This is a genomic window from Virgibacillus kimchii, assembly GCF_055379185.1.
The window spans coordinates 842,261-858,457 of sequence record NZ_AP043951.1 but is presented as its reverse complement, the minus strand read 5'-3'; the positions used below and the strand labels follow the sequence as shown (position 1 = coordinate 858,457).

Genomic DNA, 16,197 nt, shown 5'->3' with positions numbered 1-16,197 from the left:
AGAAAACTTTGACGAAAGACGAAATGTCTCAGTTTCCCCAATCTTTTTGGCAGGATTCAGTCAACCTGCCAACTTTTCCCGCTTTGAACCAATCAATTAAGGCAGATGTCGGTATCGTAGGAGGAGGTATTACCGGATTAACAGCGGCTTATTTATTGGCTAAGCAAAATTTAAAGGTGGCACTGATAGATGCCAGTACCATTTTGAACGGAACAACCGGTCACACTACCGCAAAAATCACTGCCCAGCACGGGCTGATTTACGATGAATTTATTCAGCATTTTGGGGTGGAAAAAGCAAGACAGTATTATGAAGCAGGAATGGAAGCCCGCGATATAATTGAAGAAATTATCAAAGAAAATGCCATTGAAACTGATTTAACAAATGAAAATGCCTATATCTTTACAGATTCAGAAGATTATCTGGAACAATTGGAAAAAGAAAAAAAAGCGTATGATAAGCTGAAAATCCCGAGTGAATTAACAGATAAAATACCATTGGATATTCCGATGAAATCCGCCCTTATGATGGAAAACCAGGCACAATTTCATCCGTTAAAGTATTTAAGCATACTGGCGGAGAAATCCGTGAAAAATGGAGCGGAAATTTACGAAGATACGACGGCAGTTGATGTAGAATACGGCAGTAAACACCCTTCCATTGTAACGGGGAACGGACACCGTATTAATTGCCATTATATAATTTCAGCCTCCCATTTTCCGTTTTATGATAAGCAGAGTTTTTATTTTTCAAGAATGTATCCGGAACGCTCCTATGTTATTGCGGTTAAATCACCGAAGAAATTCCCCGGAGGCATGTATATTAATGCTGAATCGCCTACACGTTCAATTCGGAGTACAGAGTTGAACGGAGAGGATTTATGGCTGATAAGCGGGGAAAATCATAAGACTGGCCAAGGCAAATCGATGATAGAACATTATCAGGCATTGCATGAATATGCCGGGAAAAATTTTTCCATTGAAGAATTCTCTTACCGATGGTCAGCACAGGATCTGACGACGATCGATAAACTTCCTTATATTGGACCTGTTTCAAAGAGTGAGGATAATGTTTTTGTTGCAACAGGGTTCCGTAAATGGGGGATGACAAACGGTACGATTGCCGCAAAAGTAATTAGTGATTTAATAGTAGAGAAATCCAGTCCGTATGAAGAATTATTTGTACCATCAAGGTTTCATGCACATCCATCTTTACGCAAATTCATGCAAATAAATGCAAATGCAGCAAAGCATATGATTAAAGGCAAATTTGACAGGCCCAAGGAAAGTTTGAATGAATTACCACCTGATGAAGCTGCAGTTACAAGAATAAAAGGAAAACGTGCCGGTGCATACAGGGATCACAATAATAATCTGTACGTTGTAGATACTACATGCACACATATGGGCTGTGAGGTGGAATGGAATTCCGGTGACCGCACGTGGGATTGTCCATGCCACGGATCACGATTTTCCTACACCGGTGAAGTACTAGAAGGACCCGCAAAAAAGCCACTAACCGAGATAAAAGACAAAACGTAAGAAAGCAGGCAATATTGCTTGCTTTCTGTTTTTTTAAACTGGAATACATAAATTTAAAAGCCGTTAAAGCCAATGAGCATTTGTGAAATCTTCACAACAAAAACTAAAATATATTTCAGTAAGACCAGAAAAGTTTATTGTAATTATCAACACATGTAATACTTCGGATTATAACTAAATAAAAGTAAGTACAATTAAAAGGAATAAACCAGGAATATTTCAGCTAAGCCAGGTGCATAAATTACCGCAACAAAACTTAATTGGATGAGTATCTGTGTTCCTGGAATAATGTATAGCTAAACTGATCATAATAATTTCGGTAAATAAACCCATTGCAGCAACTCAAGAAGGTAACCAGAAGTCAGTCAATGATAAGGCAAAGTTTGAAAGTAAATCTTTATTTACTTTCCATAAACCTCCCTCGATTTCATCTCATTCCATCTCACTATCACTAGTATACTTGGTTTATGAAACATGACAAGAATTGGTTCCTATAATAAATATTATGTAAACTAGAAGAAAAACTTTACCGAACAATAAGTGTTTCCCTTTGTTCCTATAATAATAATTAACCGGAACTTGCCCATTCCAACTTTACTATAATTAATGGTCTGCGGCTCATAATTTCCTATTTTAGTCCTATAACTTTAATGGACGACACATAAATTAAAGGTATCACCCATAAATACATTAATTTGGAGGTTGTTAACTTATGCTTTTTTCCCAGGCTTGTGATGAATTTTTGAACTACCTGTTAATTGAAAAGAATTACTCCGAAAATACACTTAAAGGTTATGCCTTTGATTTGCAATGTTATGAGAGGTTTTTAATAAAATATAATCGGTCCTTACTTATAGAAGATTTAGCTTCCTCTACAAGTCGACGATTTATCCAAGACCAAGTAATAAACCATCAGACAAAGCCCAGAACATTACAACGACGAATTTCATGTTTGAAATCATTAAGTCAATTTTGTCTAAAAGAGAACTTTATTGATGTTGATTTCATGGCAGGAGTCCAAGCACCTAAATCCGATGACAAACTGCCTGTTTATATGTCGTTAGAAGAACTTCAGAAACTTTTTCGATGGTTAGAACATGACACACGCCCACTAGCTTATCGAAATAATCTTTTGTTTAAATTACTTGCGACAACCGGTATGCGAAGACAAGAATTAGTAGACTTAACCTGGCAGCAAGTGGATTTATCAAATCAAACCATTCGGGTATTTGGGAAAGGAAAAAAAGAGCGTCTCCTCCCCCTCCACCCTATTGTAATCCCTTTATTCTATCAGTATAGAGATAAATTAAGCGAACACCAATTGCATGCGGATGAACCAATATTTTTAAATAAAAACGGGGATAAATTAAATCCAAGAGGCTTACATGTTGTATTTAAAGATATTTTATCAAGAGCCGGTCTGCCACCGAAGCGTTTTTCTTTACATCACCTAAGACACACATTTGCTACATTACTCCTGCAAGGACAAGATGATACGAATAAAGTTGACCTCAGAACTTTGCAAGAGCTTCTCGGACATGAAAGTTTGGCAACTACTTCAGTCTATACCCATGTTGACCTAGAGCAAAAAAGGAATGCTATTAATTCTTTTAAAATAACAAACTAATGCCTCTTTATGAGGCATTAGTTTGTTCTACACCATATTTTTTCTTTATGATTTTTTGAAAAAGTACTGGATTTGCAAGTGCTATCTCAGCTAAATAATCGTCCGACAACTCCACTTTATTATCTTTAGGTGCTTCTTCTCTATCTTTCGTTCTGTTTGATATGTTTGTCACTTTTTCTGTACTTACTGATTCATTGTCATCTAGAGAATCTTCCAATTCATCCTCTATTTCCTTTAATGCTATTTGCAGTTGATGTATTTTTCTTTTATTCCGTTTAATATAGAATTGTACATTATCAGTTGAACTATGACCTAGTAAATACTTTATATTTTCTTTAGACATGCCTCTTTCATCAAGTAGCGTAGCTATAGAATAACGAAATCCATGAGGAGTTACTCTTTTTTCTCCAGTCCAATTGAGTTTCTCACAAACAGCATTTGTAATCCTGTTTAATTGCTTGTTTGCAAGTGGCAGTCCTTTGATTCCTACACATAGTGGTTCTTCCGGCTTCATATGATTCCATTCAACATACTGCTGCAACAATTTTAATAATCCGGGTGGAATAGGCAAAACCTGGACTTTATTTTTTGAGTTATTACTTTGAGCATTGTAAATAAGCCTACCTTCATTAAAATCAATGTCTCCAACCTTTAGTGAGGATATTGCTTGATTTCGGAGCCCTGTGAATATCAGTATTTTAATTGGGATTTCTACATCTATATCTTCTTCTTTTAATTCCTGAATAGCTTTGTATACTTCTTTCAATTCTGAAATATCCATTACACTTGAATGAGAACGGTCTTCAGTTACCGGAACCTTTACTACATTAAATGCATTTACTTTAACAATGCCTAAATGTTGATAAAGACTAAATATAGAAGCTAAAGAGGCCATCCTTCTACGAATAGTGTTATTAGAAACTCCATTTTCTCTTTGCTGTTTTTTCCAACCGGTTACAAAGTTTAGGCTTTCCCCATTTTCTAATGTTGGTTCAATATTCATCTCCATTAAATACGCTTCGAATTTCTTTACATCATTTCTATAACTTTCTATAGTAGAGTTAGACCAATCTTGATGAATTGTCATTTCCTCTAACGCTTCGGTTATGTGTGTTGATTCTTTTTTTATTTTTTCTGTAATTTCTTGTGGACCATTATTATTTTGAATTGATTGTTGTAGCATATAAATTCTCCTCCGAACTATTTGTTGTCATCTAATTTTATTTGCTTCCATAGTTATTTAATATAGTTATGAAAGTTGGACAAAAACCCATTTTCTTAACTAATATTAAATGTTTTATTTTAAATAGATATTATGTATCAAAGCATTTATATCCTTTTGAGACAAAGTTTCACCTAAATAAGGATTGGCCAATAAGTAACTTATACTAGTTACACTGTTTTTCAACACTCCATCCTTTCCAATTCTTCTCTTTCTTGTTTTTCAATTTCTTCCATGCATTCATCAATATATAGCTCCCAATTACAATCATCACACATATTCATAGCAACAATTGGTTTAAGCTTATCACAGTATTTACATCTAAGGATTGGATAATCCTGTTTCAACTCCTTTTTAATTTGATATTCTGTGTTCTTCTCCTGTTTTTCCTCAATATCAGTTACACAATTATTTAGATTAGACATAAGCATTTTCCTTTCATTAATTATTGTTGATGACGTAAAATAGTTTGTGTAAATTATTTGAGACAAAAAACGAGGTAGGGTACCCTCGGAATTGGCTAAAATTCTAAGAGAGGAGAAACCCTACCATGTCTCATAGTATAACCAATAATGACTTTATGAATCAACTTGACACACTTGTTCGTGACTTTGTCAAAGAGCACCTGGAAACCATTATGAAAGAAGAAATGGAACAGTTTTTTAAGGTGGAGCACCCTGAACTGAAACAGGTGAAAAACGGGTACTACACACGCACTCTCGACACCAAGCACGGTCATATCGATGACCTTGCTGTTCCGCGTGATCGCAACGGTGAATTTAAGACGGAGTTGTTTGATCCTTACCAGCGCCGTGACCAATGGGTTGGAGAAACGGTCACGAGAATGTACCAGAAAGGCATCAGCACCCGTGAAATCGGTCAAATGATCGAGCACATGTTGGGTTCTGCTTATTCGGCAACAACGGTAAGCAATATAACGGATGTCACACTGGAAAATATCGAATCATGGCAAGAGCGCAAGCTGCAGAAACGCTATTCGGTTCTTTATCTTGATGGAACCTATCTCAAGCTGCGTCGCGATGACGTTGATAACGAAGTCGTCTACCTGGTCATTGGCATCACCGAAGATGGTTATCGCGAGATTCTCGGTTTCTATGTCGGCGGCCAAGAAAGTTCACTCGGTTGGAAAGAAATCCTTCTTGACCTTTACAAGCGTGGTGCCGAGGAAGTGCTGCTTGGTGTATTTGACGGCCTGCCTGGTTTAGAAGACGCAATGAAAGAAGTTTATCCAAAGGCTGATGTGCAACGCTGTGTCGTTCACAAAATCCGAAATGCCATAAATGCCGTGCGCAAAAAAGACCAAACGGCCGTTGCCGAGGATCTAAAGCCCATTTACGAGGCAAGTACAAGAGAAGAAGCCAAAAAGCAATTCCAGACTTTTAAACATGCTTGGGAGGCTAAGCATCCTAAAATCGTCAAATCGTGGGAGAAAGACTTAGATGTGCTTCTGACGTTTTTAAATTACCCGTCATCCATCCAGCGCATGATCTACACGACAAACATCATTGAGCGAACGATGAAGGAAATCAAAAAACGTACCAAGACGATGAACAGCCTGCCCAGCGAAAAGGCGGCAGAGAAAGTGGTTTATCTCCAATCCATTGACTACAATCAAAAATGGGCAGAACGGAAACTGCGAGGCTTTGCGAGTGCTTATCAACCGCTTCAAGACATGTTTGAAGCAAGATATGGAAAAACAAGCAAAGTGTAACCGGGAGAATTTTCAGACATCATCCCCCGGGTACCCGGGGGATGATGTCTGCTCCCCCACCAATTCTGTGGAATACCCTATTAAAATTTACACATACTTCTTGACGGAACCTTATTGTTATTAAATCGTTCTATATTAATTGTACCAACTCAATTTTTTTTGTGTAAAAAACTCCAATTTATTTTTAAATTTTATTTTTATATTCATTTAATCCTTGTTTTATCAAGTTTTATACCTTGTTTTTTTATTCATAATAAATCTAACTGATTTTCCATTCACTTCTATTCAAATCAGTTAATACTTGAACTCATTCCAATAAATGATGTTATGTCTTGATAATAGTATTTCTTACTCACTTAAACTGCTTCTTTCGGATTGAAATTTAAAAGGTGTTAACAATGCTGCAATCTAAAGCAACATTTGATAGAAGTGATTGAAGATAAAAAGGAAGAAATGCTTCGATTTTCAAAAGAGCATGGAATAAATAGTGAAGAAACATTGAATTGTAGCCAAGAGCTGGATGAGTTAATCCTTCAATATCAGATGCAAGCAAGGAAACGGTTGAAAAATAGTTCTAAACATACTTTGGAATAATACATTTAAAATTCAGTCTTCATACAAAATATGACTAAATCATCTGATAAAATGACTTTAGACGTTCGGTACCATCTACTTATTAAATTAATATTGAGCTGAACCAGCCAATAGTTTTGGACGAACAGTTGCGGAAAATGGTAAACCACTTTCTTAAGAAGAGAGTAAGAACCACAGCGGAAGCTGCTTGCCATTGACTTAACTTTTGGCCGTATTGAGGAATAATTGCAGGTCTCTCTAAATTATGCCAAATAAGCACACCTGCTCAAGTGTATGAAACACGGACAAACCGAGGCTAAGCATTTGCAGGTGGACTCAAAACCATGCATAAGCGACTTATTTCAGCCGCAATAATCAATAAACATATCTTTTACTAAATAAGTTTGCATATCTCTTTTCTGTGTTAATTAAATTGATTCAAGTGATTCTCACTCGGTTCCATCATTGTCTATCCACACTTTCAATTAACAAATTATTCATCCTTTTTTACACAGCATGGCCTAAATATTAATCAAATTTCAATTCCATTGTTTATTTCATTATTTATTCAAATACAAAGATGTTTCTGTTATTGACAGCCACCATTTAGGCAATTTAGATTTATATTTCATCTAAGTCTATTTCCTGCTTAGTTTCAAAAACACGCACTTTTTCCTTGATTTCACTTTTGTGAGCTGTAAATTTTTCAATAGTTTCTTTTACATGTTCTACTGTCTCACAATAATAAACTTCTTCAGAGTTAAATACTTTTATGATGTAAGCGTCAAATAAAACACACATAGAATCAGAAAGTCATCCATGCGATAATCTTCTTAGAAATGAATTCAGGAGGTTATGCGATGACTCTAAAAGACAAGAGAATAGAATGGGAAGCGCGGTATGATGCTTGGAAAGATAGCGGGCAAAGTGTAGCCGAATGGTGTCGGGATCATGAAATCAAAGCCCACCAGATGTATTATTGGATCCAGCGATTCGAGAACCAGGAAAATCTTTCTGAACAGGAACCAACACAATGGCTCGCCGTCCAGGTGGAAGAGGAAAATATTTCTTCCAAAGGAGAAGGACCTATCTTTATCCACTTTGATGCTCTTTCTGTCGAAGTGCGACCAGGAGCCAATGTTGGATTACTATCCGATATCATCCATGTCCTGCGAAATCAATGTTGACAAACTTACAATTTGAGCGTGTCTACCTGGCCCGCGGAAGCACAGACCTTCGTAAGTCTATTGACGGTCTGGCGGTGATTGTTCAAGAATGCTTTGACCTCGATCCCTTTTCTCCTTGTTTGTTCGTGTTCTGTAATCGGAAACGTGACAAGTTAAAAATCCTGCAGTGGGAGCACAATGGGTTTTGGCTGCATTATCGCAGGTTGGAAAAGGGAACATTCCATTGGCCATCAGAAAAGGACACAGCACCTATGAATATCAGTCCTCGTCAGCTTCGCTGGCTGCTGGATGGTTTGCCAATTGAACAAAGGCAGGCACACCGTGAGGTGAAAGCGCGTACCATTATTTAAAAGATTGAAATATAGGAATACGGGAATTCGACTAGGCAAGTCGAATTCTTTATCGTATACTTATTTTATGGAAAAAACAGCGCATACATCAACCCAGTCAATTGAATATTATAAAGCGCAAAATGAAAAGCTTGAGATGGAAAAAGAAGCGTTGGAGGCAAAATTAAAATGGTACGAAGAACAATTTCGTTTGAGCCAACAACGCAGATTTGGATCTTCCAGTGAGAAGACCGATTCAGGTCAGCTCTCTCTTTTCAATGAGGCCGAAGATACTACTGACACGACGGTGGAAGAACCAACTGTCGAAACGATTACATATAAACGCAAGAAACAGCGTGGTCAGCGTGAACAAAAGCTGGAAAACCTGCCTACGGAAACGATCGAATATCGTTTATCCGATGAGGAACAGGTCTGTTCGTGCTGTGGAGGAAATCTTCACGATATGAGCACGGAAGTGCGTAAAGAATTAAAAATCATTCCTGCGCAAGTAAAAGTCGTTGAACACGTGCGCCACGTATATAGCTGCCGGCATTGCGAACGCCATGAAATTGAAACACCTATTGTGACAGCGAAGATGCCGGAGCCAGTATTTCCTGGGAGCCTCGCCTCTCCATCCGCCATGGCTTACACCATGACACAAAAATATGTAGAGGGCATGCCACTTTACCGGCAAGAGAAACACCTGGAACGCTTCGGTGTATCCATTCCACGGCAGACACTGGCCAATTGGATGGTATACGGTGCCATCACATGGCTGGAGCTCATTTATAACAAAATGCACGCCCAACTATTGGAATTGGATACGATGCACGCGGATGAGACGACACTGCAAGTTTTATCCGAGCCGGAACGGCCGGCAACATCCACCTCCTACATGTGGCTATATCGCTCAGGGCATACTGATGTACCCATCGTTCTTTACGATTATCAGCAAACACGGGCGGCCAAACATCCACGCCGATTTCTGAAAGGCTTCCAGGGCTACCTGCATGTAGACGGTTATCCCGGCTACAATGGGCTTCCTGACGTTGTCCTTGTTGGGTGTTGGGCGCACGCACGGCGCAAATTCACAGAAGCACTCAAGGCTCTTCCTGAATCCGCAGCCACTACGGCTGTGAAGGCAAACGAAGGCTTGGACTTCTGTAATAAGCTTTTTGATATTGAACGAGATTTAAAGGACAAAAGTCCGCAAGAACGCTATGAAAAGCGTTTGGAACGCAGCCAGCCAGTGCTGGAGGCTTTTTTGGCATGGTTGAAAGAGCAAACACCACGCGTACTGCCAAAAAGTGCGCTTGGTCAAGCCATCAAATATTGTCGTAACCAATGGGAACGTTTAGAGGCATTTTTGGAGGATGGCCGATTGGAGATTGATAACAATCGAGCTGAACGGTCCATCAAGCCTTTTGTGATCGGAAGGAAAAATTGGCTTTTTAGCAATACCGCAAAAGGAGCAAAATCCAGTGCGATCATTTATAGTGTTGTGGAGACGGCCAAGGAAAATGGACTGAATCCATTTAACTACCTCAGCTACCTGTTTGAGGAACTTCCCAATATAGATACGACTGATGAAGTGCAGTTGACTCGACTTCTGCCGTGGTCCGCTTCACTCCCTGATGAATGCCGCGTTCCTAATAAATCTAAATAAATTATAACAGTAGTCCACATCTGAAAAATAGGTGTGGACTATTTTACGCTTACTTTATGATGACGATGAATTTAATTGAAGAAGTTATTCCTTTTCCAACATCTTTTTCATCCTTCAAATATGATTACTCCTCTCATCCATTTTCGACTGAAATATTTTCTGCTTTACACTAACCTCCTATCAATTATATGAACCACTGAATTAATCTCATTAATAATATGTTTAACCGTACGTTCTATATTGATTGATAATTTATAGCAAAATATAGTACTATATAACTAGTTAGCATTCTAAATATAGTACTAATGCATTACCAAAAGCTAAGGGTGGTAAAAAAATGCTACATCCCCCGAGAAATACAAAGCAGAATTTGACAAAATTAATTGAAGATAAAAGAATAGAAATGCTCTCTACAGCAAAAACTTATGGAATTAGTAATAAGAGAACTCTTAAATGTAGCCAAAAACTTGATGAACTAATACTTGAATATCAAAAAGAAGAAAATAAGAATTTGTAAACTAGTTCTAATTTGTATTTGATAGAAATGTATAAAAGTAATTAATTTTCATCTAAATCCAGATGGAGTCTCTACGGGCCATGCACTCCTAGCAAAGAAGCCAGCAGTCTAAAGACCTGGCTTGCTAGAGAGCAGAATACCCGCTTCACCATATAACCTCATGCACTACACTTGTCTCTTTTACTTATTTTTTGGTTTATTTCCCCTCTAAGTATTAAGCTATTTTTGACTGCCTAAATGTTTATTATTCAAAAGCAATAGCCCCCGAATTAAATCGAGAGTTACAATCATTCATTATTTAACCCAATTACTTTAATAATTAAAGTTTAAATTATTTATTATATTTTGTATTGAATCATCATGAATTTTTACATCAGCATCTTGGTCAAAGTAATAAGACACCATTCTTACACCATCTTGTTCTAATCTGTTATAGAAATAGCAAGCATTAACTTGTGTATTTGGACTAGGCATCAACTTGATAAACGGTAGTAATTCTAGAGGCTCGTGTCCATCTTTTTCAAGTAAGTATAAACTTTCTATATTTAAACCATTTAGCACTTCTATTTCATGCTCAACAAAAGTATTTCTTGTTCCCTTTAACAATTTACAGTTACAATGATACAATTCGGAACTAAAATGGCCAGTTCCAGGCTGAATTAATTGATAATCTTCATATATATCTCCGATTACATTTCTTAAACCATGTAGTTCTTTCTCAAGAAGGATAAGTCTGTTTTTTGCTTCATTGTCACTTTCTACACCGCCGTGTCCTTTCCAATCATTCCGATAATTTTTTGTTATTTCCAATATCTTATAAATTTCTTTTGAGGAAATCATTTTTATAAAAGTACTGTTTCTATGTTGAAATAACCTTAGACATTGCTCAGGTTCATCTTCAAGTAACTGTCTTATTTTTTTTGCAAGGTTTGCACCTATATGCACCCATCCACCAAAAGTTGCTTTAGCTAATTTTTCAGTGTCGATATGATAGATGTATTTCTCATCTAAATTACTACCGTTTTTTTCGAATGCACTTAGCATTAATACAACTTGAAATTGGGAAAATGCTTCAAAGAAATGCAATAGATATTCTTTTTTTGATGAAATATCCTTTGTGGCATGATATTTATAAATTATGGATGCTAACGGGAAAGGCAAAGTTTCAACCCATTCAACAAAGCCTTCTTCTCTATTTAACTTTTCCAGTTTTTTATTTAAGTTAGGGTAACTATCAGGAAAGTTCCATGCCTTTCGCTCAATGCTTTCTAATTCATTTTTAAACTCTTCAATTTTAGATTGAATAGTAATTATCTCTTGCTGCACATTTTTTTCAGGGAGATATACATTTGCATTCATTAAATTTGTGCGGTTAATTTTTTTAATATACCCACCACTCATTAAACTTTCTCTAACAGTTATTCCTAATTCTGTATTAAACCATCTTGTTAAGTAAGTAGTATTGACATCATTATTTAATATAATTTGAAAATAATTTTGTGGTTTGTTTTTCATTTCTTCAGGACTATCGACTGCTTTGGACAGACCGATATTAGGTAAATAAATTGAATTCGGGTAATGCTCAAACGTAGCTTTACCTTTTGGCAAAGCATTAATTTCCATAAATAGATTTGCTAAAGGGGTTTTCTGAAGATTACTCTTTTTTACACGTCTTTTAATTTCAAGTTCCTTTTCCAGCTTTACATAAGAAGTAAATGATTTGTAACCAACTAACTTTCCATTTTGAAGTAATTTACTTTCTCTCCGTTTTTTCCAATTTTGAATAGCTTGGTCAATATTTTCATTTCTGAGTTCACTAACAAACAATTCATTATACTTTTTATGACTTAATACAACTAAATAAGCTCCAATACCAGTATTAATTAATGTTCCAGGTGGAAGATAAAAAGCAGCATCTAGATAAATACCAGTATTCTCTAAAACGGGAAGAATAGATTTTTTTCTGTTTCTATTAAAAAACTTTTCTGCAACTATAAAGTACATTTTTCCATTTTTGCTTAGCAATTTTGATGACTTTAAAATATGTAAATGATTTAACTCATCACTTATGTTTTCATTATTTACATTAGCTTTTACTCTATACGCTAAAGGCGAATAACTGCAAATCAAATCAAACTTCCTATCTTGATATTTATCTAGAGCTTTTAAGCTATCTCCTTTTTCTATTTTGTGTTTTTCACCTTTCAATAACACTTCAGTTATTTCAGCTGATGCTTCATTATTATTAATCAAAACACTACTGCGAACTTGATTGTAAATTGGCGTTATTAGTTCACCATATATATTCCATGGAACTAAGACATCGATATCTTCAAGAGCTACATGATTCAAAAACTGACTAATTATTCTAGGGGCCATTTCTTCACTTGTAAATCGATTATGTTTTTTCTGTAGTTCATAGATATCATCATAATCCAAATCAATATCTTTCTCTAATCCTCTTAGAATCAACTCATTAAAATCCACTGTATTTAATCTATCGTTTGAACTTCTTAATAATTGTTCGATGTCGATGTTATTCAAGTTCCACGCCTCCCAGATATTCTTAAGTGTTTAATTATTTTAATAGTCCACTAAGTATTGTATATTTGCAGCTATCTAAAGAAGTATTGTCTATTATTCTCCTTGTCTCTCCCCTGTTTGGATTCTAATCTATATATACGTCTATAGAGTCCCTTTGTCAAACTACTCAATATAATTATACTTGAAATCAGTATGGTTTCTCAATAAAATGCCTGGTTAGATAATCATATTCCCATTATTGAGTATTGCGGACAGTTTGAGCCAGCAGTGCGGACTTTTGAGCCACTGAATGCGGGTGTTTGAGCCAGTAACTGCGGTAAGGAGAGCCACGATAGCCACGATTATTTTTCTGCCATAAATAGCGCAAATACTATTGCTGCCACCATTGACTTAACTTTTGTCCGTGTTGAGGAATAATCGCATGTCTGTCATAAATAATGCCAAATAGGCAAACCTGCTCAAGTATAATAACACGGACAAACCGATTCTAAGCATTTGCTGGCGGAGCCCCGACACCTTCCATCAAATGCAAAGAATAGGGCGTTACGGTCAATGGCAAGCAGCTTTCGCTGTGGCTCTGACTCTCTTCCTAAAAGAGCGGTTTACTATTGTGGTTCTCATCTCCGCAAATGGTGGCTCAAAACTATGCATAAGTGGCTCATTTCATCCGCAATAATCAATAATTTAGTGTCCTCGGATTTATATTTGATTTCATTTATAATTTATTCTTTTTCATTCCTCTGTATCTACTAATGGAGTTCTCCTTTTTATTTGTTTTTCTTTTTGCTTAAATGTAAGATATTTATCTGAAGGAAGGTATCAAAATGCCAACAATAAAATACGGAACTACATCGATTCATTACAGTTCATATCGGGAAGAACGCAAAGATATAAGAATAGTTATTAATTTAGTCAATGGTGTGGAAGTATATTTCCCAACTCATATAGAAGATGATGTAATAACTAGATATGTACAGCAAAAAGCACCTTGGATAACACAAAAAATTAGTGAATTAAATGAAATAAAAACTATCGTAGAACCCATTGAATTTGTTAGTGGTGAAAAAATTCCGTATTTAGGTCGGAATTACAGGCTGAAAGTATTAAAAGAACCAGTTAAAAATGGGAATATCCAATTAAAACAAGGTCGTTTCATTGCTACAGTTCCACAGAATTGGTCTCAAGAAGAAATACAGTTTAAGCTCGAAAAGTATTTAACCGAATGGTATAGAATATACGGCTTCAAGAAAATTAAAGAGCGTTTAAATTATTATCAACCCAGACTAGGTATAGAACCTAAATCAATACAATTACGAACCCAGTATAAACGTTGGGGTACGTGCACACCAAACGGGAACATCTATATTAATTGGCGAATCTTAATGGCACCAGTTCGTATAATTGATTACATAGTTGTACATGAATTGGTTCATCTAATTGTTCCTGAACACAATGAAAAGTTTTGGAGATTGGTTAAAGCAACTTTCCCCCATTACGAGGAAGCAAAAGAATGGTTAAGGGTTAATGGTTATTCATTGGAAACTTTATTACCTTGAATCACTGTTAATAATATTTATTAGAGTTGAATTAATTATCGAAGTAAGAAACCATAACATTCTATATAAATCTAAAATTGTAATCTCACTAATTTGTATTTCTCTGTAATGTGCAATACGATTTCTTAAATCTAGTCCTATATTATCTTTTTTTAATAAATAAAACCTAAGCCATTTAATTTGATGTGTGCCGACCAGTTTTAAGATTGGACTTTTATCATCAAGTAATTTAGATAATGTATGATTTTCGATATTAAATATTGCATCTTCTTCTATTTGGGTAAACAACTCTCTTAATATTTTTTCAATCAATGTAATAATGTAGAAAACAGCATTATATATTGAAATATCTTGTCTTATGTTTTGTGTCTTATGAATTATTTCTATAATGGCTTTTAAATAGTTTATTTCTTCATTTAATTCCAATTCGAGATTCATTTCCTGAAATAGTATCTTTACATTATTGGAAAGAATAGAGAAAAATTCATTCTTCCTCCCTACAGTTATCCAGTAGTGTATGTTTACCGATTGGTCATCAATAAATTGTTGATTCATTTGCTGCCTGCTTAAAGTAAAATAATCATTTGTATCTACCGGGGAGGATACGAAATCCATAACACTTGGTTCTATCTTATTATTAATTTCTTCTAAAACAGATGCCCATAAATTATTTTCATCGAATCGATGACTTAGGAAGAAGACTTTATCTATCCCTGGGAGTTTTGCAGCTGCAGTTTTTTCAATCAGATTAATATAATCTTTATTTGATATTTCATATTCATAAACTTGTCCATAATTTTTTAGATACTCATCTGATAATTTTTCAACCTTATTATATATAGTTTTTGCCTCGTAATAATTATTGTTTTTAATGCTTTTTAATGTACGTGTCACTAATTTAAATTCCCTAACAAGTTTATATGGCTGTTCTCCTTCAACAAAGAGATTATAGTCATTTTTCAACATAGAATATAGTTTATTGGCCATTAGTTGAGCAATTTCATGTTCGTTATTCCGATAAAATTTGATGCATAATTTACAAGCTTTTTCAAATCTATATTTAAAGATTTTATTTAACTGGACCTTTTCATCAAACAGGTTGTTCATTATCCCCTTGTTGTGTTTTTTTACAATTGGGTAAAGAGATTCAATATTATCGATAAAAAAGATAATATTATGATGGATTAAGTATTTCATGATTTCTTCAAAATCTAACCCTTTATTAAATTCAACAATGTAGGTTAGAGTTCTTTTTTCTATGCCTTCATAGACTAAGCTATTCTTATAGTTGAAAATTTCTTCATAATTCTCGTTAATAAATACAATAATCGATTTGTTATTAATAGCTTGTCTAAATATGTTAGCATTATCTATTAACTTTTCTACAACCTCTTTATATGGAGCGTTAATTAAATCAACGAATTCTTTAAAGCTTATAATATAGTCTAAAAAAAACATATCAATATAATCATTCATATTGTTAATCTGCAAATTTTCTTTAGCTGTATAATAATTGATAATCGACTTTTGATTATCAACCAATTTCTTTATCAAATGACTAGTACTTAAATCATTTGGCCCATAATTAATGAGGGTGATATGTTTTTCCTCGCCTATTTTTTGAAGTATATTCATTGATTCTTTCCTTTCATTTATAATTAAGGCACAACATCTTTTTTGATGTTATGCCTTACGAAGATGAT

Annotated in this window: 13 protein-coding genes; 9 read left to right on the top strand and 4 right to left on the bottom strand. The window is 35.2% G+C overall.

All coding sequences use genetic code 11. The features are described from left to right. Positions 1–8: 8 nt before the first annotated feature. Both ACZ42C_RS04275 and ACZ42C_RS04270 read left to right on the top strand, forming a co-directional pair. Positions 9–1,541 (top strand): FAD-dependent oxidoreductase, encoded by a 1,533-nt coding sequence (locus ACZ42C_RS04275; RefSeq protein WP_461183256.1) that lies wholly within the window; start codon positions 9–11, stop codon positions 1,539–1,541. 712 nt (positions 1,542–2,253) lie between these two features. Continuing rightward, entirely contained in the window at positions 2,254–3,168 is a 915-nt protein-coding gene (locus tag ACZ42C_RS04270) for a tyrosine-type recombinase/integrase (RefSeq protein ID WP_461183255.1), read from the top strand. Between the two features lie 7 nt (positions 3,169–3,175). Here ACZ42C_RS04270 and ACZ42C_RS04265 read toward each other — a convergent pair whose 3' ends face one another. Then, on the bottom strand, positions 3,176–4,351 hold the full coding sequence (locus ACZ42C_RS04265) for a tyrosine-type recombinase/integrase (RefSeq protein WP_461183254.1): 1,176 nt from the start codon (positions 4,349–4,351) through the stop codon (positions 3,176–3,178). Between the two features lie 221 nt (positions 4,352–4,572). Further along, positions 4,573–4,815 (bottom strand): hypothetical protein, encoded by a 243-nt coding sequence (locus tag ACZ42C_RS04260; RefSeq protein WP_461183253.1) that lies wholly within the window; start codon positions 4,813–4,815, stop codon positions 4,573–4,575. A gap of 125 nt (positions 4,816–4,940) precedes the next feature. Between ACZ42C_RS04260 and ACZ42C_RS04255 the strand changes: the two genes are divergently transcribed. From ACZ42C_RS04255 to ACZ42C_RS04230, 6 genes are all read left to right on the top strand, one after another. Beyond that, on the top strand, positions 4,941–6,122 hold the full coding sequence (locus tag ACZ42C_RS04255) for an IS256 family transposase (protein ID WP_464891313.1): 1,182 nt from the start codon (positions 4,941–4,943) through the stop codon (positions 6,120–6,122). A gap of 429 nt (positions 6,123–6,551) precedes the next feature. Then, the gene (locus tag ACZ42C_RS04250; protein ID WP_461183820.1) at positions 6,552–6,716 is read left to right on the top strand and encodes an aspartyl-phosphate phosphatase Spo0E family protein; all 165 of its coding nucleotides are present in this window, start codon (positions 6,552–6,554) and stop codon (positions 6,714–6,716) included. A gap of 839 nt (positions 6,717–7,555) precedes the next feature. Beyond that, positions 7,556–7,882: an IS66 family insertion sequence element accessory protein TnpA gene (gene tnpA, locus ACZ42C_RS04245; RefSeq protein WP_461183807.1), complete on the top strand. Its 327-nt coding sequence runs from the start codon at positions 7,556–7,558 to the stop codon at positions 7,880–7,882. Then, complete coding sequence (tnpB, locus tag ACZ42C_RS04240; RefSeq protein ID WP_461183806.1) at positions 7,876–8,232, top strand: IS66 family insertion sequence element accessory protein TnpB; 357 nt, start codon at positions 7,876–7,878, stop codon at positions 8,230–8,232. Before tnpA ends, tnpB begins: the two co-directional genes overlap by 7 nt. A gap of 136 nt (positions 8,233–8,368) precedes the next feature. Then, positions 8,369–9,877, top strand: a complete 1,509-nt coding sequence (gene tnpC / locus ACZ42C_RS04235) for an IS66 family transposase (protein ID WP_461183808.1) — start codon at positions 8,369–8,371, stop codon at positions 9,875–9,877. A gap of 337 nt (positions 9,878–10,214) precedes the next feature. Further along, positions 10,215–10,394, top strand: a complete 180-nt coding sequence (locus tag ACZ42C_RS04230) for a Spo0E family sporulation regulatory protein-aspartic acid phosphatase (RefSeq protein ID WP_461183646.1) — start codon at positions 10,215–10,217, stop codon at positions 10,392–10,394. A 312-nt stretch (positions 10,395–10,706) separates the two neighbouring features. Here the strand turns inward: ACZ42C_RS04230 and ACZ42C_RS04225 are convergent, their stop codons facing one another. Next, positions 10,707–12,938, bottom strand: a complete 2,232-nt coding sequence (locus ACZ42C_RS04225) for a type I restriction-modification system subunit M/S (RefSeq protein ID WP_461183647.1) — start codon at positions 12,936–12,938, stop codon at positions 10,707–10,709. Positions 12,939–13,762: 824 nt separating this feature from the next. On the opposite strand from ACZ42C_RS04225, the gene ACZ42C_RS04220 reads away from it, so the two are divergent. After that, complete coding sequence (locus tag ACZ42C_RS04220; protein WP_461183648.1) at positions 13,763–14,494, top strand: M48 family metallopeptidase; 732 nt, start codon at positions 13,763–13,765, stop codon at positions 14,492–14,494. Here the strand turns inward: ACZ42C_RS04220 and ACZ42C_RS04215 are convergent. Beyond that, positions 14,486–16,129: a hypothetical protein gene (locus ACZ42C_RS04215; protein ID WP_461183649.1), complete on the bottom strand. Its 1,644-nt coding sequence runs from the start codon at positions 16,127–16,129 to the stop codon at positions 14,486–14,488. The genes ACZ42C_RS04220 and ACZ42C_RS04215 overlap by 9 nt on opposite strands. Between the last annotated feature and the right edge of the window lie 68 nt (positions 16,130–16,197).